Annotated in this window: 14 protein-coding genes and 5 tRNA genes; 13 read left to right on the top strand and 6 right to left on the bottom strand. The window is 48.8% G+C overall.

Annotated features, from left to right (window positions below; genetic code table 11):
- The first annotated feature begins 427 nt into the window (after positions 1–427).
- Complete coding sequence (locus ACFVU8_RS16685) at positions 428–2,629, top strand: discoidin domain-containing protein (RefSeq protein ID WP_387428572.1); 2,202 nt, start codon at positions 428–430, stop codon at positions 2,627–2,629.
- A gap of 151 nt (positions 2,630–2,780) precedes the next feature.
- Here ACFVU8_RS16685 and cmpA read toward each other — a convergent pair whose 3' ends face one another.
- Positions 2,781–2,912: a cortex morphogenetic protein CmpA gene (gene cmpA, locus ACFVU8_RS16680; RefSeq protein WP_139084739.1), complete on the bottom strand. Its 132-nt coding sequence runs from the start codon at positions 2,910–2,912 to the stop codon at positions 2,781–2,783.
- Positions 2,913–3,017: 105 nt separating this feature from the next.
- A complete protein-coding gene (locus ACFVU8_RS16675) occupies positions 3,018–3,380 on the bottom strand; it encodes a hydrolase/acyltransferase (RefSeq protein ID WP_066367416.1) in 363 nt (120 codons plus the stop codon).
- Between the two features lie 119 nt (positions 3,381–3,499).
- Here ACFVU8_RS16675 and ACFVU8_RS16670 point away from each other — a divergent pair, with 119 nt between their 5' ends.
- Entirely contained in the window at positions 3,500–3,964 is a 465-nt protein-coding gene (locus tag ACFVU8_RS16670; protein ID WP_379465542.1) for a SprT family protein, read from the top strand.
- A 350-nt stretch (positions 3,965–4,314) separates the two neighbouring features.
- Entirely contained in the window at positions 4,315–11,124 is a 6,810-nt protein-coding gene (locus ACFVU8_RS16665) for an S-layer homology domain-containing protein (protein ID WP_387428569.1), read from the top strand.
- A gap of 74 nt (positions 11,125–11,198) precedes the next feature.
- Here the strand turns inward: ACFVU8_RS16665 and ACFVU8_RS16660 are convergent, their stop codons facing one another.
- The gene (locus ACFVU8_RS16660; protein WP_387428567.1) at positions 11,199–11,627 is read right to left on the bottom strand and encodes an Lrp/AsnC family transcriptional regulator; all 429 of its coding nucleotides are present in this window, start codon (positions 11,625–11,627) and stop codon (positions 11,199–11,201) included.
- A gap of 127 nt (positions 11,628–11,754) precedes the next feature.
- On the opposite strand from ACFVU8_RS16660, the gene ACFVU8_RS16655 reads away from it, so the two are divergent.
- The 5 genes from ACFVU8_RS16655 (at position 11,755) to ACFVU8_RS16635 (ending at position 14,606) form a co-directional block, all read left to right on the top strand.
- Positions 11,755–12,507, top strand: a complete 753-nt coding sequence (locus ACFVU8_RS16655; protein ID WP_387428565.1) for an MBL fold metallo-hydrolase — start codon at positions 11,755–11,757, stop codon at positions 12,505–12,507.
- A 1,387-nt stretch (positions 12,508–13,894) separates the two neighbouring features.
- Positions 13,895–13,970, top strand: a tRNA-Asn gene (locus ACFVU8_RS16650).
- A gap of 7 nt (positions 13,971–13,977) precedes the next feature.
- Positions 13,978–14,069 (top strand) — tRNA-Ser (locus ACFVU8_RS16645).
- A gap of 375 nt (positions 14,070–14,444) precedes the next feature.
- Positions 14,445–14,519, top strand: a tRNA-Glu gene (locus ACFVU8_RS16640).
- Positions 14,520–14,523: 4 nt separating this feature from the next.
- A tRNA-Leu gene (locus tag ACFVU8_RS16635) sits at positions 14,524–14,606 on the top strand.
- A gap of 57 nt (positions 14,607–14,663) precedes the next feature.
- Here the strand turns inward: ACFVU8_RS16635 and ACFVU8_RS16630 are convergent.
- Both ACFVU8_RS16630 and ACFVU8_RS16625 read right to left on the bottom strand, forming a co-directional pair.
- Positions 14,664–15,296 carry a hypothetical protein gene (locus tag ACFVU8_RS16630; RefSeq protein ID WP_387428563.1) on the bottom strand — a complete coding sequence of 211 codons (633 nt, stop codon included), beginning with the start codon at positions 15,294–15,296 and terminating at the stop codon, positions 14,664–14,666.
- 37 nt (positions 15,297–15,333) lie between these two features.
- Positions 15,334–15,531 (bottom strand): XRE family transcriptional regulator, encoded by a 198-nt coding sequence (locus ACFVU8_RS16625; protein ID WP_379465481.1) that lies wholly within the window; start codon positions 15,529–15,531, stop codon positions 15,334–15,336.
- Between the two features lie 145 nt (positions 15,532–15,676).
- Between ACFVU8_RS16625 and ACFVU8_RS16620 the strand changes: the two genes are divergently transcribed.
- From ACFVU8_RS16620 to ACFVU8_RS16610, 3 genes are all read left to right on the top strand, one after another.
- A complete protein-coding gene (locus ACFVU8_RS16620) occupies positions 15,677–16,039 on the top strand; it encodes a helix-turn-helix domain-containing protein (RefSeq protein WP_379465480.1) in 363 nt (120 codons plus the stop codon).
- 83 nt (positions 16,040–16,122) lie between these two features.
- Positions 16,123–16,205 (top strand) — tRNA-Leu (locus tag ACFVU8_RS16615).
- 86 nt (positions 16,206–16,291) lie between these two features.
- A complete protein-coding gene (locus tag ACFVU8_RS16610) occupies positions 16,292–16,651 on the top strand; it encodes a DUF1304 domain-containing protein (protein WP_312876308.1) in 360 nt (119 codons plus the stop codon).
- A gap of 103 nt (positions 16,652–16,754) precedes the next feature.
- On the opposite strand, the gene ACFVU8_RS16605 is transcribed toward ACFVU8_RS16610, so the two are convergent.
- The gene (locus ACFVU8_RS16605) at positions 16,755–17,234 is read right to left on the bottom strand and encodes a glutathione peroxidase (RefSeq protein ID WP_175370613.1); all 480 of its coding nucleotides are present in this window, start codon (positions 17,232–17,234) and stop codon (positions 16,755–16,757) included.
- A gap of 182 nt (positions 17,235–17,416) precedes the next feature.
- On the opposite strand from ACFVU8_RS16605, the gene ACFVU8_RS16600 reads away from it, so the two are divergent.
- Positions 17,417–17,836, top strand: a complete 420-nt coding sequence (locus tag ACFVU8_RS16600; RefSeq protein WP_175370614.1) for an organic hydroperoxide resistance protein — start codon at positions 17,417–17,419, stop codon at positions 17,834–17,836.
- A gap of 264 nt (positions 17,837–18,100) precedes the next feature.
- Complete coding sequence (locus ACFVU8_RS16595) at positions 18,101–18,382, top strand: hypothetical protein (RefSeq protein WP_066373018.1); 282 nt, start codon at positions 18,101–18,103, stop codon at positions 18,380–18,382.
- Positions 18,383–18,403 lie beyond the last annotated feature (21 nt).

The following is an 18,403-nucleotide window of genomic DNA, read 5'->3' as shown; positions in this document are numbered from 1 at the left end:
GGAATATGGCTCGCGGAGATTTCGAGTGGTTCAGTAGTAGCTCCTCTTTGTATGATAGAACATAGGGTACACTTTTTTTGCACCATTCTAAAAAATACCACGCTTTATCTCAACTTTACTACAGTACAATCGAGCAAGAAATATAATACATTAAAATCACATCTTTGGTATAACTTCCCTTATATCGAATCAAATCTGTTCGGATACAGACCCATCACGAAGGAAAGGAGTCGCTAGAGAAAACGAGAAAACGCTTACAAAAAAACGGAATACAGCTAAACAAAACGTAATCGAATTCATTCAACATCTTCCATCATACAGAGAGGAACACAACGCAAGTAGGAGAGGATAGGCTTGTACATTCACCCAAGATGAGTGAGAGCGTTCAAGGGGAGATCCATGCTGTCCAATCAAGGGAGGGACAATAATGTTAAAACGAATGATATCCGCGATTTCCATGGTGGCTATTGTTGCAGGTCTATGTACAGTTAATCCCGGCGTTACAGCGGCGGCACCGATCAGTGAGGGGAATAATACGATCTTTGGCCCGAATGTCTACGTGTTTGACCCAACCATGTCGACCTCCGATATTCAAGGCATTACTTCCTCCGTATTCAGCCGTCAGGAAAGTAATCAATTTGGCAGCGAAAGAGACGCTTTTCTTTTCAAACCAGGTTCATATAATGTTAATTTCCAAGTAGGTTTCTATACGCATGTGGCGGGGCTCGGGCAGAATCCCGGTGATGTGAGCATCAATGGGGGACTTAATGTGGATGCGGCTTGGCATAACGGCAATGCGACGCTGAATTTTTGGCGTACGATTGAGAATTTGACAATTGCTCCTTCGAGTGGTGAGACGAAGATTGCTGTCTCCCAGGCTGCACCGCTTAGACGTCTGCACGTGAAGGGACAGCTCAGTCTGTTTGATTTCGATAATAGCTGGAATGCTGGTTGGGCAAGTGGCGGGTTCCTCGCAGATTCAGTAGTGGATAGCCAAGTTGTTCCTGCATCGCAGCAGCAGTGGTTCTCCCGGAATAGTCAGTGGTCCAACTGGACTAACGGTGTATGGAACATGGTTTTTGTCGGGACTAACAATCCGCCTGTTGGTGAATTCCCGGAACCGCCTTATACAGTTGTGGAGAAGACACCGGTCATCCGCGAGAAGCCTTATCTCTATATTAATGGGGCCGGACAGTACCAGGTTTTCGTGCCTGCTCTACAGACCAATACCCAGGGAGCTAGCTGGCTGAACGGTTCTACGCCGGGTCAATCCATTTCCATTGATCAATTCTACATCGCACGTCCTGAGACTTCGACGGCAGCGAGCATTAATAACGCACTGACTCAAGGTAAGCATCTGATCTTTACCCCTGGTATCTATCACCTGAACGACACGATTCATATTGCCAATGCGAACACGGTGGTTTTGGGTATTGGTATTCCTACGCTGGTACCGGATACGGGAAAAGCAGCGATTTCGGTTGCTGATGTAGACGGTGTGAAAATCGCAGGGCTCACCATTGATGCTGGTCCGGTGAATTCGCCGGTGCTCATGGAGATTGGGCCTGCGGGCAGCACGGCGAACCATGCCGCCAACCCGACCTCGCTGCATGACATCACCATCCGTACGGGTGGGGCAACGGTCGGCAGCAACGATGTCAGCATGAAGATTAATAGCAACCATGTCATTGGCGACCACTTCTGGATCTGGCGTGCAGACCACGGGGCGGGTGCTGACTGGAACACGAATGTTTCGAAGAATGGACTCATTGTGAACGGTAATGATGTCACACTGTATGGCTTGTTCAACGAGCATCACAATGAATATCAGACACTGTGGAATGGCAATAATGGCCGTACTTATTTCTATCAATCCGAGATTCCTTATGATGTGCCTAGCCAATCCGAGTGGATGAGCTCTGGCGGCGCAATCAACGGATTCGCTTCGTACAAGGTAGCAGACTCGGTGACCAATCACGAAGCTTGGGGTCTTGGGGTGTATTCTTTCTTCAGGGATGCGGCAGTGAAGCTGAACAGCAGCATTGAAGTTCCTGATGTACAGGGTGTAAAAATCCACCACGCCACTTCCATTTGGCTGGCTGGTGTACCTGGAAGTGAAATTACCCATGTGGTGAATAACACTGGGGGTACAGTCTATGCCAACTCCCCGGCAGAAGCGATGCGGCAGACCGTATCGGAATTCTCAGGCAGCGGCAGTGGCGGAGAAACCGGCGCGGCGCTGGACCGGACCGGCTGGACGGCGAGCTCTGAACCTTCCAGCGGAGACATTGCTGCCAACCTGCTGGATGGCAGCATGGATACACGCTGGAGTGCTGGTACGGCGATGCTACCAGGCCAGTTCCTGACCGTGGACATGAAGTCGTCCAAGGTCTTCAGTAAGTTAGTCATGGATTCCACAGGGAGTAACGATGACTATGCCCGTGGTTATGAAGTGTACGTGTCGGCAGACGGTGCAAGCTGGGGCAGTGCCATTGCCAGCGGTACCGGTAACGGTCCGGTGATTACCGTGAACTTCGCGTCGGCCCAGACGGCACGCTACATTAAGGTGGTACAGACGGGTACGGCTTCGAACTGGTGGTCGATCAGGGAGTTGAATCTCTATCATTAATACATTTGATATCACTCGTCAGCTAATACAGCAAGGTTAATCTGTCTGTCTGCATGCAAAAAAGCGGCCCCCGATAATCCGTAAGGATCTCGGGCGACCGCTTTTTGGTGATATCAGCACCTACAGGCTTCATTGAATAGTAGAACAATAGCTAGTAACGGGCTTCACCCGGAAATTCATCGGCGTTGCGGTAAAAGAACCAGCATTCGTTCAGCAGTTTGATCTGACGGCGGTCTTTTTTGTAAAAAGCTTTCATCATCTGATGACAGAGCCACTGCGGCACGGTAATCCCTCCCCTGGCATGCTTCGTAGGTTAGCATATGGGGGAAAGGGCCCAAAGGTGACCGTTATAAGCCAAATGATGTCGTTTTTTTACAAAAGAATCCCCTTAATGTACGCCTTCTTCTTCCTCTTCGTACCACTGCTCCAATTGCGCTTGCAGCGCCCGAATCTCGGTCAGCAGGGAGATCAGCGGGTAATCTTTCTTCTCCTGAACCGAAGCAAAAGCGCTTTCCAGTACATTGATATAATCAAGCCCGGATTGCAGCGAGTAATCCTCGCGCAGCAGTTCCAGGGAATCGCATTCCGCAATCGCCTTTGGCAGATCCGGCACATTGTCGGCAGTCAGCTTGTCGATCTCCTTGTTGAGACGCAAATTCAGCGCGCTGAGCTGATATGCATATTCCTCTGGCATTTCCACGAATTGAAGCTCTTGATGTTGCTGCAAAATTACATACCGCATTTTCGGCATAATCATTCTCCCTCCGTACTTGTCTTCCTTCTTGACAGTTTAGCCTATGCACAAGTTACAATTCAAGTAGAGATATTAACCCCCGTGGAAAGGACTTGGGAGAGAACACTATGGAAAGTATGAGCAATGAAGAGCTGCAGCAGTGGATCGAGCAGGTGTCGCGGGAAAGTTTTGGACTACCGTTCCGGCACAAAGCTTCTTTTAATAGCAGGTTGTCATCTACGGGCGGACGATATTTTATCAAAAGCCATAATATAGAGATTAATCCCCGTCAGCTGGAGACATTCGGTCGCGAGGAGACGGAGCGAATTATCAAGCATGAACTGTGCCACTACCATCTGCATCTGGCCAAAAGGGGATACATGCACCGTGACGCGGATTTCAAAGCGCTCTTAAAGCAAGTGGGTGGCAGTCGCTTTTGTCAGACCTTGCCGGGCACGAAGGCCCGCAAGCCGCTTCCTTATCGGTACAAGCTGGTCTGCACCGCCTGTGCCACGGAATATCCGCGTAAACGAAAGGCTGATCCCAAGCGTTACCGCTGTGGAAAATGTGCAGGTAAGCTTAAGCTGTTCGCTCTAGAGTAACAATGGATGTTATCAGATGCATCCCGCGATTATATTAGCAATTTGTACTACAAGCTTGGGGCTGTTGCGCGGGCGCAGGCCATTCTACAACTTCAGGACATCCTCAACAATGTCAGGGATAATTTTCTTTAGAACCGTACCGTCTGTCGTGGTTATATAACGCCAGACGGTTTTTGTCTAACGGGTGAACAATATTTTAGGAGGTACCTTCTGTTTTTAAGGACAGGTGGGGCAGGTCCGGGAGATGCGTACAAATACACCTTTTTATGGATAAAATCGCACATCGTTTTGTAAGCGTTACCAACCTAAGATGGAGAGGAAGTCCATTTTTGTTAGAGGGGGTACACGATATGAAGCGATTCAGGTCCGCCATGGCGGGTCTGCTGGCAATGCTGCTGATTCTCTCCAGCTTCCCTGCTTACGCGGCCGACGGTGGTTCCGCCGGGACCGGAGGGACCGGGGCATCACAAATTCCTGCAGGTCCGGTACTGATCAAGAACAAATGGAAAAACAATTTTTTGTACGAGACCGCAAGCGGCATCGTCCGTTACGGAATGACCAATCCGGCGGATACATCATCGCATTGGCTGGTCGTGACGGAGAACGGTCTCTCACAGATCAAGAATGTGAAGACTGGACACTATATTACACTTGCAGGAAATGCCGGGAAGGAGGATTCGCTCAAGACAGGTAACATCTCCGGCGGAGGAACAACAGCAGACAAATGGCTGATCGATACTTCGAACCGTGCCGGTTATATGGTCATTCGCAGTGCGACCGCACCGGATGCCAAACTGGTCATCCACCAGGAGAATCAGCTTGGCTATGCTCAGGTTAGTGCAGATATCAACATAACCTTTGAGAGCCCGCAATGGGCTTTTGTCGATCTGGATTCTGCACCTGTCCGGCTGGAAAGCCGAGAACATCCAGGCCATGTCATGTATGAGAGTGACGGTAAGGTGCTGCACGGTGAGAAAGATGCCAAGGATGAAACAGCGCAGTGGTATCTAGAGTCGAGCGACAGCGGGACCCTGATGATCCGTAACCGTGCGACAGGACACTATATTAAGCAGGGCGAACCAAGTTGGTCTAGTGTCCTCTCGGTGGACATTGACCCTAGTAATGTGGGGCTCAGCCAATGGGTGAAGGAGGATGCACCAGGGGGAGATGGAACAGGCTACGTCACCCTACACAATTCCGCTCTAATTGAGGACAATCTCCCGCTATGGCTGAATCCACAGTACCCTGACGACAATGACGTTCGCTCCAACAATTGGCCGGGTAGTGCGGCGAATCACAGCGCCCAGTGGAAAATCGTTCCTGTCTCTGAGCTGCAGCCGATCCGACTGGCAACGTACACAGATGATCAAGTAGCTACAGATTTCTTGTATGAAGGTGATGGGGGTCAGCTTAAACATGGAACCATTGCATCGGATGCAAGTAACAACGGAGAATCATACTTATGGTATGTGGAGGATTACGACGGCAACAAGCGGATTCGCAATGCGGCTACGAATCATTATTTGATCCATGCCGATGGCACAGTTAAGGCTGTTCAGGCAGAGGAGAGTCAGCTTGCTGACCAATGGATTTTCGAGGAATCCGATGATGTGGATGATTATCAGACCATTGGCAATGCCGGTGATCAGGGCACTTATCTGGCTATAGGAGAAGGCGGAAGCGCAGGTGGTTCGTCTAATCCGGCCTCGCTAGCTGCGCAATGGGAGCTCATTGATCCGGCAACACCGGTTTCTGAGCACTATGTCCGTATCCAGAACGGTTGGAAATCCTTCTATTGGTATGAAAACAAGGAGGGTCTGCTGAAATACGGTAATATGCAAGAGGATCAGTCCGACCAATGGCTGGTGGAGAAGTATAACGGACGGAAGCTGTTCAAGAATCGCAAGACTGGTCATTACATCAATATTACCAGCATGCCGGAAGGCCACATTCAGGTCACCACGTTGACGGATAAGAATCAGGTCGATACCGGATTTATTTGGACGAGGAAAAATATGGGCGATAACAACTACGTCATCGCAAATGTGGCTGACAAGCAGCCAGGAGAACTTCCTACCAAATTTATTTCTCTGGAAAATATGACTAAATACGCAGAATACGGTGCCATTAACCCGACTTGGGGCAGCCCGAAATGGCGTTTTGTTCCGGTGACAGAGAAGAAGCATGATGTGTTCCGCTTCAAACTGAACAGTGTGAACGGAGAAGATCAGTATTTGAAAGACGGGCCATTGCCTGAACCCGCACTGGATCTGGCAGCGGTGAAAGCGACTGTTACAGAGGCCACTTATGATCCGGAAAGCGACAATGCAGTTACCCCTGAGAATGATGTGAAGGATGCTCCAGAGCCATCACCTTCCGCGAAATCGGCTACGGCACTTGCAGACGATATGACGGTTGGTCAGGCTACCTACGGTACGCTTGTATCTGGCGATGATTCATTTATCTGGCAGCTGCAAGAAATTCCTGGCGCCAATGGTGCGGTAAAAATCAAGAACAGAGGCACTGGCCGCTATCTTTCCCTCGAGCATTTAGGCGGTGTTATTGAGCAAGATGAACCGGCCGAGGCGGTTCAGACGTTAAAGACGGTTTATGACGTATGGGCCAGCATTAAGTGGGTGGTCGATATCAAGGCATCCGGAGCAGCCACCTTCAAGAGTGCTTGGGCAGGTCATTACCTTTACGGTGCGTCTGATCAGGATGGGCATGCGGTAATCAAAATCAGCAAAACCGCGGATGCAGCGACACGGGACAACTCGCAATTCACTGCTGAACCGGTAATCATTCCTGAACCGCCAGTTCCGTCTTATCCGGTCCGCTTTAAGAATGCGGGTAGCGGGGATTATCTCTATGAGAATGAACACGGCGTAGTATTGTATGGGCAGCCGGCAGCGGATAACGGTTATTCGCACTGGATCATCTCAGCCAAGGATGGCAAGCAGTACATTGTGAACCGGGCAACCGGACACTATTTGACTCTGAGCGAAGAATATTCGTTCCTGGAGAGCGCAGGTGTGGAACCAGCTTCCGGTGGAGCCTCCGGTTGGGCTGTGAAGCTCTCTTCCGATGGGGTTAACTATACCATCCGGAGTTTGTTTGGAGAGCATGACGATGAGTTCGTTAATGTGGAGAATCGAACGGGTTACGCAGAACGCGGACTTTTGCTGGAATCCTCCGAATCTGTACATTGGGCGTTGGAAACAGCAACAGCTGAGTTCAACACCCCTGCGGGCGAACCGCGTAATCAAGATACGGCTACACCGATTCTAAGCGATACCAACACGATTACAATTGCTCCTAAGGGAGTGAATGGCAAGGTACTCGCAGAAAAAGACGGGGCCGTCGTATACGCAGAACCTGCAGATTCAGCAGCACACTCGAAATTTCTAGTACAGGATTTCAACGGGCGGAAGCTGGTCTTGAACCAAGCGTCGAAGAAGTACCTTTCCATCGATGACAATGATCAGATTATACTAACTGCCAATGTGGCTTCAGTGTCCACCCAATGGACCCTAGAGGAGAAGCTTGGTTATCACTTGCTGGTTAATGCCAAGAACGGCAAAGTGCTTTCGCATAGTTCGAGTGAAGTCATTCTTGGGGCGGCAAAAGATGATGCGGCGCTATGGAGTTTTACTCCCGTATCTTCTGATGTTGTATACCCGGGCAAAGATGCCTTCCATGGCGATCAAGTGATTCGTTTTGCTGTTAATGCGGCTACAGCAGGCGAGTATATTGCTACACTTCGCTACAAGAACAATAGTGACAATGCAGCTGCCACGCAGCTGGATGTGAATGGGATTAAGCAAGGTTCTCCGTCCTTCAATGCTTCTTCCACATGGCGGAAGGTGCAGGTGAAGATGAAGCTGCGCGCGGGCATTAATACCGTTGCTCTAAGCAGTGACAGCACATCCTGGGGCGGTATTGAAGCGGACAGTCTAACTGTCCATAACAGTGTGAACAAAACCTATCGCGGAGCAACGCTGCCATACATTACTTACGAAGCGGAAGATGGTGTGACGAACGGTACGCTTATCGGACCTTCCCGTAAGTATCGTAATGTTGCTTCGGAAGCCTCCGGACGCGAGGCCGTAAGTCTGAATAATACTGGTGATTATGTTGAGTTCACATTGGCGAAGCCAGCTAATTCTATTGTGCTGCGCTACTCTATTCCGGACAGTCCAGACGGCAAGGGAGCCGAAGAGACCTTGTCCATGTATGTGAACGGCGCTTTCAAACAGCAGTTGAAGCTGACTTCCAAATACGCCTGGGAGTACGGTAGCTACCCGTGGTCTAACGATCCCGCTCAAGGCAGCGCACACCGCTTCTTTGACGAGATTCATGCACTGACGGGAGACCTTCCGGCTGGAGCGAAGATTACGCTGAAAAAAGACAAGGACGATCACGCATCTTCTTATATCATCGACCTTGCGGATATGGAGCAGGTAGCCCCGGCTCTCCGTCAGCCGACCGGATTCCTGTCGGTAACGGAGTATGGTGCTGTGCCAAATGACGGCAAGGACGACACCGCTGCGTTCAAGGCAGCACTTGCAGCAGCCAAGAGCAAAGGCATGGGCGTCTGGTTCCCGGCCGGCGAATTTGAGGTCGGCGATGGACTGTTGGATTTGGATTCCATACAAATCCGTGGTGCTGGCATGTGGTACACAACGCTGAATGGTGCTAAATTCGTGGGTCATGGCGGCAAGATCGGCGTCTATGATCTGTTGATTGAGGGCGGCATCAATGAGCGGGATGATGAAGCCATAACGAATGCATTCCATGGTGCTTTCGGGCAAGGCTCGGTCATCCAGAATGTATGGATTGAGCATACGAAGGCTGGGCTGTGGCTGACACAGGTATCCGGTGAAAAAGCACGCACAAACGGCCTGCACATGGTTGGCCTGCGCATCCGCAATCTGATGGCAGACGGTATCAACTTCGCTGTTGGCACCGGAAACAGCATGATGGAGCAGACCGACATTCGCTATCCAGGCGATGACGGTATCGCCATGTGGTCGTTCACGGATGAGAAGCTGAAGGATGTCAACGGGGCAGAACGGACACCAAGCGTGAACAATACCGCGCGGTTCAATACGGTATCCCTGCCTTGGCTGGCCGACAACATTGTAGTGTTCGGCGGCAAGGACAACAAAATTCAGGATAACATCGTTAAGGACACGGTTACCAACGGTGCTGGTATTGCGGTATCTACCCGCTTCTCGGCAGAGCCTTTTGAAGGCACAACTGTTGTAGAGCGCAACACCATGATCCGTACCGGCAGTTATGATTCCGGTTATGGTGTGAACCTGGGAGCCTTGTGGCTGTATGCCGGGGAGAATGATATTAAAGGCGATATTAAGATTGAGAACAATATTGCACTGGACAGCACGTATTCCGGGTTAATCGTTCACGGTAGCATGAAAATGAACGGTGTCAGCATTATCAATCATGTTATCGATGGTGCTGGAACGAACGGCATTGACGTGACACCGGATCTGCAAGGTTCACTCCTGGCAGACAACGTGATTATCCGCGGGGAGCGGATGACACTGGTATCGAACCCGACCTCTGGTTTTATCATCAATGAGCTGAATCAGGGCGTAGCCACTGCGATCAAGCCGTTCGCAATTTTACTTGCAGACGGACAGAACGGACCTGTGGTACTGACTGTCGGTGATTCCGCCGAACTTACGGTCAAAGGCAAAGACGGAAGTGATCTGACAGATTCAGCAACGATAACCTTCGTCAAAGCAGACAATAAAGTGGCTTCCTTTGACGGTCATAAGCTGAAAGCTCTTAGTGAAGGAACAGCTCTCTTCACCGTGGCAGCAGAAAATGTGAAAAGAGAGTATTCGATCATTGTAAAGCCGGTCGGAGGCAAACCGGATGACGGTTCTTCCGATGGCGATGATGGTATGGATAACAGTTACATTGATCCGGATGGGGGTAGCAACCCAGGAACGAACTCGGGTTCAAGCAACCCATCGGTTCCGGTTGTGACTCCAACTGCTGCCAATAATGATGCGCAGCTCAAAGCCAAGACGGCTGCAGGGCTGGCAGTGATCGAGATTCCAGCCAATGCTGACGGCACAGCCCGCTTCAGTGCTGAAGCCCTGCGTAATGCGGCAACGGCAAGTCCTAAAGCCGTGCTTGTGATACAAAACGGCGGCTTGGAATATCGCCTTCCGCTCAGCCTGGTAGCAGATGTGCTGAAGGGTGCCGGACATCCGGACGGCACACTGGAGTTCAAGCTGGAGCCGCAAAGCGGTACCACACTTGAACAATTACTCGCCAAAGCGAAGCAACAAGGCTTTACCGTGAAGGGCACTCCGGCAAACTTTGGTCTTAGTGTATCGGATGGCAAAACTTCTGTGCCGGTGTCTGGATTCGGTACAACTCATGTGGACCGCACGCTCATCGTCAAAGAGGTGCTTAATCCACAGACAGCCGTAGCCTTGCTCTACGATCCTGTGAAAGGTACCTTCAGTTATGTACCGGCGGTATTCACTGTAGAGAATGGAGTCACGAAGGTTACCGTGAAGAGCAGCAGTGCGAACGGAATTATCGCAATTGCCCTGCACCCGGTTACCTTCACGGATGTGACAGGACACTGGGCAAAGGCTGAGATTGAGCGCTTGGCTAGTAGACTGATCGTCAATGGACAGTCTGCCGGACAATTCGTACCAAATGGAACTGTTAGTCGTGCCGAGTTCGCAGCTATGCTGGTTCGCTCGCTGGATCTTCAGCCGGGTAAAACAGCCGGAGCTTCGTTCAGTGACGTACCGGCAGCCGCTTGGTACGCAGAGTCTGCTAAAATTGCAGCGCAGCTTGGACTTGTTCAAGGATATGAAGACGGCAGTTTCCGTCCGAATGCTTCCATTACCCGGGAGCAAATGGCTGTGATGGCTGCAAGAGCCCTTAAACTGCTGAATGCAGCTGAGAGTACTGGAAAGGCTGCAGCCTCCTTTAAGGATGCAGATAGTATCTCCTACTGGGCTACTGAAGCGGTAGATCTTCTCACTGCTACTGGCATTATGAAGGGGCAAACTGCAGACAGCTTTGCACCTGGCAAAAATACGAGCCGTGCAGAAGCAGCGGTTATCCTGACACGTGTGCTTGGATCAGCTGGACTGCTGAATAACTGAATCTTTTAAACGTAAAAGCCGCCGAAAAGGAGAGCTACTCTTCCTTCTCGGCGGCTTTATTTTACATAAACGGTCTATTTAATCTGTGAAAGTACCAGACTGATCTTATAGTTGCCATACCCCAACAGTTCATCCAGAAAGGTACTCAGTTCCTCCTGGCTGGTCGCGCGCACGCGCATCCAGTAGCAGCCCTCGCCACTAACCTTGTGGATTTCTTCCACCCGGCGATCCTCTTTAGCAAAGGCCAGGAACACCGGATGAGCCGCATTAGAGGCTAGAAAAACCGTCACAAAAGCTTGGACGTTCTGTCCGATTTTTCCCGGATTCCAGCGTACGGTGTAGCCTTCGATAATCTCCAGCTCCCGCATTCGGCGGATACGTGCGCCAACGGCTTGCCCGGTCATATGAACCTGTTGTCCGATCTCTTTATGGCTGAGTGTGGAGTCTTGGATTAATTGCTGGAGAATGCGGTAATCTACGTCATCTATCAAATGTTGCGGCATTATCGTGTAATCCTTTCTGCATGAAAGTAGATCGGGGCAATCTCTTTCTGCATTAAATGTATTCTTTTAGGGTGTTTATTTATAATTAAATTGTAGCAAAAGATATCGTAAAGAAGAGGTGTTTTGGATGAAAATACAACTAATCCGCAATGCGACTCTATGGATTGAATACGGCGGCGTGACCTTTCTGGTCGACCCGATGCTTAGTGAACAAGGCGTGAATCCTCCGATCTTCAACACGGAAAATGACCGCAAAAACCCGCTCGTGCCGTTGCCGGGTAACGTTCAGCAGTGGCTTCAGCCGGATGCTATTCTTGTAACGCATCTTCACCCCGATCATTGGGATGAGGCTGCGGTGTCGCTGCTCCCGCATAGTATACCTGTATTATGCCAGGATGGAAATCAGGATACCATATCTGCACAAGGTTTTGAACAAGTAACAGTAATCGAGCCTTCCCTTACATTTCGTGGTGTGACCCTTACTCGTACCAGCGGCCAGCACGGCACCGGAGATATCGGGGAGTTGATGGGGAGAGTGTCCGGTTTTATTTTTCAGGCAGAAGGGGAGCCGACGCTGTACATCGCTGGAGATACGATTTGGTGTGAGGATGTCCGCCAAGCCCTTGATATGTATACGCCTGACTGGACCATCGTTAATGCCGGGGGCGCTCGCTTCCTGACGGGCGGACATATCACGATGGATGACCAGGATGTGGTCGACCTGTGTGCGTATGCACCGCATACTTCCATTGTTGCCGTACACATGGATGCCATCAATCATTGTTTGGTTACCCGTGAGAAGCTGCAAGCCAGATTGGAGGAAGAGGGACTGCTTAATAGAGTGGCGATTCCGCAGGACGGAGAATGGTTCGGGCAGTAATTCCGAGTTCCTCGCCATATGGAAAAAGGGGCAGTAGGTGCAAGAGGCTCAAAAGGCTTAATAGGTGCTAAAAGCTCAATAGGTGCAAAAAGTGCTAAAGGTGCTAACTCCGAGCTCATATGAAATCGCGAGGAGATCCACACCCCTTGCTGCCATAGGCTTTTTCCGCTTATTGATCCCAATTGTCGAAGTTTTCGAATGGTGAGAGAAGAAGAAGGTTCGCACTTTCACGCCACAGAGACCTTGTGCAACAAGGGCTCTGTGGCGTAGCTGTCGCTCCTACGTGGGAGCGTGGATTGAAATTTGATGCTGTCGAGGATTTGGACTTTAATATTGTGTCGCTCCCCTGCGAAGGAAGTGTGGATTGAAATCCTGTAAAGCAGCTGACTGTGGAAGACATAAAAGTCGCTCCCTATGCGGGAGCATGGATTGAAATAAGCGATCCCCTCCTCGATCGCCGCATTGCATTTGGTCGCTCCTTGTGCGGGAGCAAGGATTGAAATTTGCACTCAGCGAGTCCTTTTTATAGCGGTCGCAGTTGCTCCCACGTGGGAGCATGGATTGAAATCTGGAATGTGGAGCAGGATGGTTCAAACGTGTTACTAGTCGCTCCACTATACGAGAGCGGCATTTAATATCCAATCTATCAATCTATTTTAAGTAAATTAAGATCCAAACAAAAGAGCAGACGTTGTTCTGGTCAAGTTAGGGCTTCAAGTCACTAAGTTACAAACTTCCTATCCCCTGTACCAGTCTTTTTAACTATGAAAAACGGCTCTGCCCCCAAATTAACAGCATTTTTGTACCTTAAATTTATCGAAAAGAGAAAAAAGAGGGAAATAGCGGCATTTTTGTATCTTATTTTCGGGAAAAGTACGCTGAAAGGCCAATTATGGAAGGATTAACGTACAATATTGCACTTAATTGTCATTTATTCTTAGCTACAGAATATTTAAGGTACAAAAATGCCGTTAATTACACTTTGGAAACGAATTCCGGATTTTATTTGTTATTTTAATGTGTTCTATATAAAAGAATATTAAAACCAGTGTTTTCTTGCGCAGCAGTAGAGCGAAAAGGAAGGAGGATTCTGGAAAAACGATAGTGTTCGCCTTAAAAGACCGATTTCAACCTCTAACTCTTTCTACACTAAAAAAATCGGTTTTTAACAGCGATCGCAAGAACCCTCCGAATTCGTAGCGGCTTGTTCTAGGACATCCAGTCGCTAGCAGCTTTATTGATCATAACACCCCCCCGAACCAGTAGCGCCTAAGCAAAGAAACCACTGTCTCCGCCCCACATGAAACCGATCACAAAAAAATTAAATCAACGCTTGACTGAACCTTGAAATCATGATAAATTATATCTTGTTCACACCTTTTAATGTTCCCTGATAGCTCAGTTGGTAGAGCACTCGACTGTTAATCGAGTTGTCACAGGTTCGAGTCCTGTTCGGGGAGCCATTTTCATGGAGAGATACCCAAGTGGCTATAAGGGGACCCTCTGCTAAGGGGTTAGACTGCGTAAGCGGTGCGAGGGTTCGAATCCCTCTCTCTCCGCCACATATTGTGGCTCACGAAGCGAACATACATAATGAACGTATAGAGGAGTCCTTCGGGACTCTTCTTTTTTGTACTGAAGGCGAAGATTGAGTTGATCAATCGGATGCTTGATTGTATATCTCTGTAGAGGAAGAAAGAGGACACTTGATTGTATGTCTCTGCGGAGGAAGGAAGAAGATGCTTGCTTGATTGTATATCTCTGCAGAGGAAGGGACAGGAGACTTGATTGTATTTTTCGGCGAGGAAAGGCAGTAAAGGAGAGCTCTTTGGAGACCGCGTAACGTCTCCTATATTTTTTTTGAAAAATAGCTTGTCAAAATCGCTAGAGTCTGATATACTCATTTTTGTTGTGAAAAGAACATAACTGAACAGCATGGCCCGTTGGTCAAGGGGTTAAGACACCTCCCTTTCACGGAGGTAACAGGGGTTCGAATCCCCTACGGGTCACCAATATGCGGTAGTGGTGGAATGGCAGACACGCTATCTTGAGGGGGTAGTGGGTGTATACCCGTGGAGGTTCGAGTCCTCTCTACCGCATAGATAAAAGGTAAGAACTTCTTTGCTTTCGCAGAGAAATTCTTACCTTTTTTGAATTTATGGTTGTCCTGAGGTTTCTTTAAAAGCATCGGCGTATTGGGGATACAGCTGCCTAATGCACTCTGGGCAGATATCGTGTGTGAATTGTACATGGAGCTGCATCTGCAAAAAACGTTCTATGGTTAGCCACTCCTCCTGATTGTTGCGAATGGACTTGCAGGACGCGCAGATGGGGATGAACTTGAAGGTTTGCTTCATTGTAGAAAGGTGAGCGGTCAAAGGCTGGATATGGTGTCCTTCGACAACCGGCCCGGCATCCTGGTGAGCGATGGCCCACATTGCTTTTTCGGGAGAAGGAGCTGGCAGGAGGGGAAACGCCTCAAACCGGAATACCCGTCTGCCTTTGGAGATACATAGTATAGTACAATCAGTACTGGCTACAAGGCGTTCTCCGCCCAGCGTAGATTTTAAGACGTTGTGCAAAAGAGTGGGCTCCACAACCCATTCTGGTAGCAGCTCCAAATAATTGCTTCCCACCTTTGCAAGCTGTGAAGGGAGACTGTATTCCTTGCAGCAGGCGCGCCAGCGGTTATTGAGTGACAGGATGGTGCCATGCCGGTCAATGACCAGCGCATTGTGGGGGACAGTGTCGATGGATTGTGTAGCTGAAGGGGATAGGCTTTGTGACAAAGGTTTTCGCTCCTTGTGATCCCAAATGGGTCCGTTGCTAGGATGGCGGCAGGTCCAGTAGCTTCTCAATCTGGCGCCGGTACCGCTCGGCCCTGCGTGTTCCGTGGATCAAATTGGATAGGCGGTAGGGAGGGATGTCATTGATTCGACAGAAGTCCTTCTGATCAAGTCTGAGTTCCGTCAGACGCTGCTTGATCGTCCAACCGTAAGGCGTTATGGGATGCTTGTTGTTCATCTATCTCACCTCTTTATCGATATTCCAGCTGTATGATATAATGGAATAAGACATAATAATAGTTAATTATATACTTTTTTACGTCATTTTCAATAAAAATAACTTAAATAAGTGATTATTTATCAAGGTGGAAGGCGGTCAGCAAATGCAGTCCATATACGAGCGTATTGAGTACTTGATCAAACAAAAAGGGATGACGAAGAAGTCGTTTTGTGAGGAACTGGGGATCAGCACGGGGAATATGGGCGACTGGAAGCGCGGCAAGTCTACCCCTGGCACTCATAAACTTATCGAGATTGGGGCATACTTTCAAGTAAGTCTGGATTGGCTGATTCTTGGCAAAGCTGCACCGGAAATGGTGCGTGAGAGCAGCGAGGATTATTTTTTTGAGCAAATACGGCAATTGAATTGCCACACTGAGTTGCTGCCGGATGAGAAAATATTCATCAAGGAATACCTTGCTTTTACCGAATATCGGAGACGCAAAGCAGCGGAAGAAAATTCTTGAGTGAACATCTTTACATTTGAGGATAAAGAGATTATAATATTGAATGTTGACCTCAGAACAATGCATTACGTTGTACACACCGCGCGGTAGTGGTGGAATGGCAGACACGCTATCTTGAGGGGGTAGTGGGTGTATACCCGTGGAGGTTCGAGTCCTCTCTACCGCATATATTGTAAGATGAAGAAAGCCTTGCGCAGCAAGGCTTTTTTTTGTTAATATCAGGTAGCATAAATTTGGAGGTGGAAAGTTGTGATTATAAGTACGATTCTGGTGGGTCTGGTTGCGGTTATACATATTTATATTTTGTATCTGGAATGTTTCCTGTGGGCTACGCCCAAGGGGATGAAGACTTTCGGCCTGACAGAGCAGGATGCCAAAGCTACAAAATCGCTGGCGTTCAACCAGGGCTTCTACAACGGGTTTCTAGCCGCCGGTTTGATCTGGGGTCTGTTGTATCCAGGGGATGAGGTAGGACGTCATATTCAATTGTTCTTCCTGGCGTGTGTGCTAATTGCCGGGATCGTCGGCAGCCTTACAGCCAAGAAAACGATTCTGTACGTGCAGGCATTGCCGGCATTGCTCGGGATCATAGCTGTTCTGTTCCAGTGGTAATTCAGATTTAAAGAACAGGCTTCATCTAAAAAAGGATACTCCTCCATCGCAGTGTAAAGCTGCAGTGGGGTGAGTATCCTTTTTTGCTATCTGGAAAAAAGTATTATTTGAGCAATTGTTTGATTTCTGCCTCGATCTGGTCCGGTGTTGTCTTCGGGGCAAACCGTTTCAGGACGCGGCCATCCTGGTCAACAAGAAACTTGGTAAAATTCCACTTAATGCTCTTCGAGCCAAGCACTCCCGGTGCTTCTGCGGACAAATACTTGAACAACGGATGGGCTTCATCGCCCTTTACATCCACTTTCTCATACATCGGGAAGGTCACACCATAATTGATTTCACAGAACTCTGCAATTTCATCACTCTCGCCCGGCTCTTGACCTGCAAACTGGTTGCTTGGGAAACCGAGTATCTCAAATCCATGATCCTTGTATTTTTCATACACTTCCTGGAGACCTTTAAACTGGGGGGTAAAGCCGCACTTGCTGGCTGTATTCACGACGAGCAGTACCTTGCCTTTGTACTTGGAGAGGGATTCTTCTTCTCCGCGCAGGGTTTGGGCTTCAAAATCATAAATGCTCATGGATAACGCCTCCTAATTTTAAACCTATAAATATTTATGTCAATTTAATTGTACACTATTTATATTCAGAGTCAAATGTTGATGGTAAGCGATCTGTGACAATTGGTTTCAAATTATGCCCATGGTTTAAAGTTAGGGTGTAAGGTTGCAACAAATACAGCGGTTAAAGGAGAAGATGAGTGATGAAAGCATTGTATACAGCAACAGCAACAGTACATGGTGGCCGGGAAGGCTCGTTCGAATCCTCTGACGGCGCGCTGAAACACAATTTGAGTATGCCAAAAGAATTAGGTGGTCCCGGCGGCTCGGGCACCAATCCGGAGCAATTATTCGCGGCAGGCTACGGCGCCTGTTACGAAAGTGCGTTGGCGAATATCGCCCGGAAGGAAGGCGTCAAGCTCCAAGAGGTGGAAGTGACCTCCAATGTAATGATTGGCAAGGATGATAGTGACGGCGGCTTCAAACTGGCTGTACGTCTGGATGTGAAAATCCCCGGGATTGATAAGGCTCAGGCGGAGGATCTGGCGAAGAAAGCTCATGACTTCTGTCCGTACTCCAAAGCTACCAGAGGCAATATTGAAGTGGAGCTAAATGTGGTATAAAACATAGAGCGCAGCGTCATGATTATAGCTTATGCACAGGTAAGGCCCGGCTTGTACAGCGGGTCTTTTTTACTATTTTAAAAGATGAGGGTGAAGGGCGATTTTTATGGCAATCCTATCTAAATAGGGATTATGGACAGTGAAAGAGATCCAGCGGTGCGTACTTTGGTTGACATCCCCCTTAAAATTCTTTAATATGTCTAAGTATCTGAATATGTCGCGTGTGCAAATAACCAACAAAAATTTAAATAATGGGTGATGAAGATGTCTTACAGACCGAATATTACGAATGTGACCAAGGCCAGCAGCAATGATAAGGAAGGATTGTACGAGTTCATTATCAAGCTTGCTGACGGAACGGAGTGCCGCGCGTTTTATCATCGGTTTCCGGAATGGAAAATGACGAACATCAGCCGCCTGTTGAAAACGCCATGTCCAATTTGTCGCAAAGATTTCATCTGCAAATGTATGGATGCATTTACTGCTGATTTCGAAGAGCAAATGATTGGCGATAATCAGTGGATTGAGAAGGCCATTGCTGAATAATTAAATGAACGGAACTTAGAT

Origin of the sequence: Paenibacillus sp. NPDC058177 (assembly GCF_042883835.1) — a bacterium.
In the GTDB taxonomy this organism is placed as follows: Bacteria; Bacillota; Bacilli; order Paenibacillales; family Paenibacillaceae; genus Paenibacillus_AQ; species Paenibacillus_AQ agri.
The sequence above is the reverse complement of the archived record's forward strand: the minus strand, read 5'-3'. Positions and strand labels throughout refer to the sequence as shown.

What these genes read in the sequence shown, in the direction of transcription:
- ACFVU8_RS16685 (WP_387428572.1), top strand. Translation starts at nt 428, where the DNA reads ATGTTAAAACGAATGATATCCGCGATTTCCATGGTGGCTATTGTTGCA.
- ACFVU8_RS16675 (WP_066367416.1), bottom strand. Translation starts at nt 3,380, where the DNA reads ATGCCGAAAATGCGGTATGTAATTTTGCAGCAACATCAAGAGCTTCAA.
- ACFVU8_RS16670 (WP_379465542.1), top strand. Translation starts at nt 3,500, where the DNA reads ATGAGCAATGAAGAGCTGCAGCAGTGGATCGAGCAGGTGTCGCGGGAA.
- ACFVU8_RS16665 (WP_387428569.1), top strand. Translation starts at nt 4,315, where the DNA reads ATGAAGCGATTCAGGTCCGCCATGGCGGGTCTGCTGGCAATGCTGCTG.
- ACFVU8_RS16660 (WP_387428567.1), bottom strand. Translation starts at nt 11,627, where the DNA reads ATGCCGCAACATTTGATAGATGACGTAGATTACCGCATTCTCCAGCAA.
- ACFVU8_RS16655 (WP_387428565.1), top strand. Translation starts at nt 11,755, where the DNA reads ATGAAAATACAACTAATCCGCAATGCGACTCTATGGATTGAATACGGC.
- ACFVU8_RS16625 (WP_379465481.1), bottom strand. Translation starts at nt 15,531, where the DNA reads ATGAACAACAAGCATCCCATAACGCCTTACGGTTGGACGATCAAGCAG.
- ACFVU8_RS16620 (WP_379465480.1), top strand. Translation starts at nt 15,677, where the DNA reads ATGCAGTCCATATACGAGCGTATTGAGTACTTGATCAAACAAAAAGGG.
- ACFVU8_RS16605 (WP_175370613.1), bottom strand. Translation starts at nt 17,234, where the DNA reads ATGAGCATTTATGATTTTGAAGCCCAAACCCTGCGCGGAGAAGAAGAA.
- ACFVU8_RS16600 (WP_175370614.1), top strand. Translation starts at nt 17,417, where the DNA reads ATGAAAGCATTGTATACAGCAACAGCAACAGTACATGGTGGCCGGGAA.
- ACFVU8_RS16595 (WP_066373018.1), top strand. Translation starts at nt 18,101, where the DNA reads ATGTCTTACAGACCGAATATTACGAATGTGACCAAGGCCAGCAGCAAT.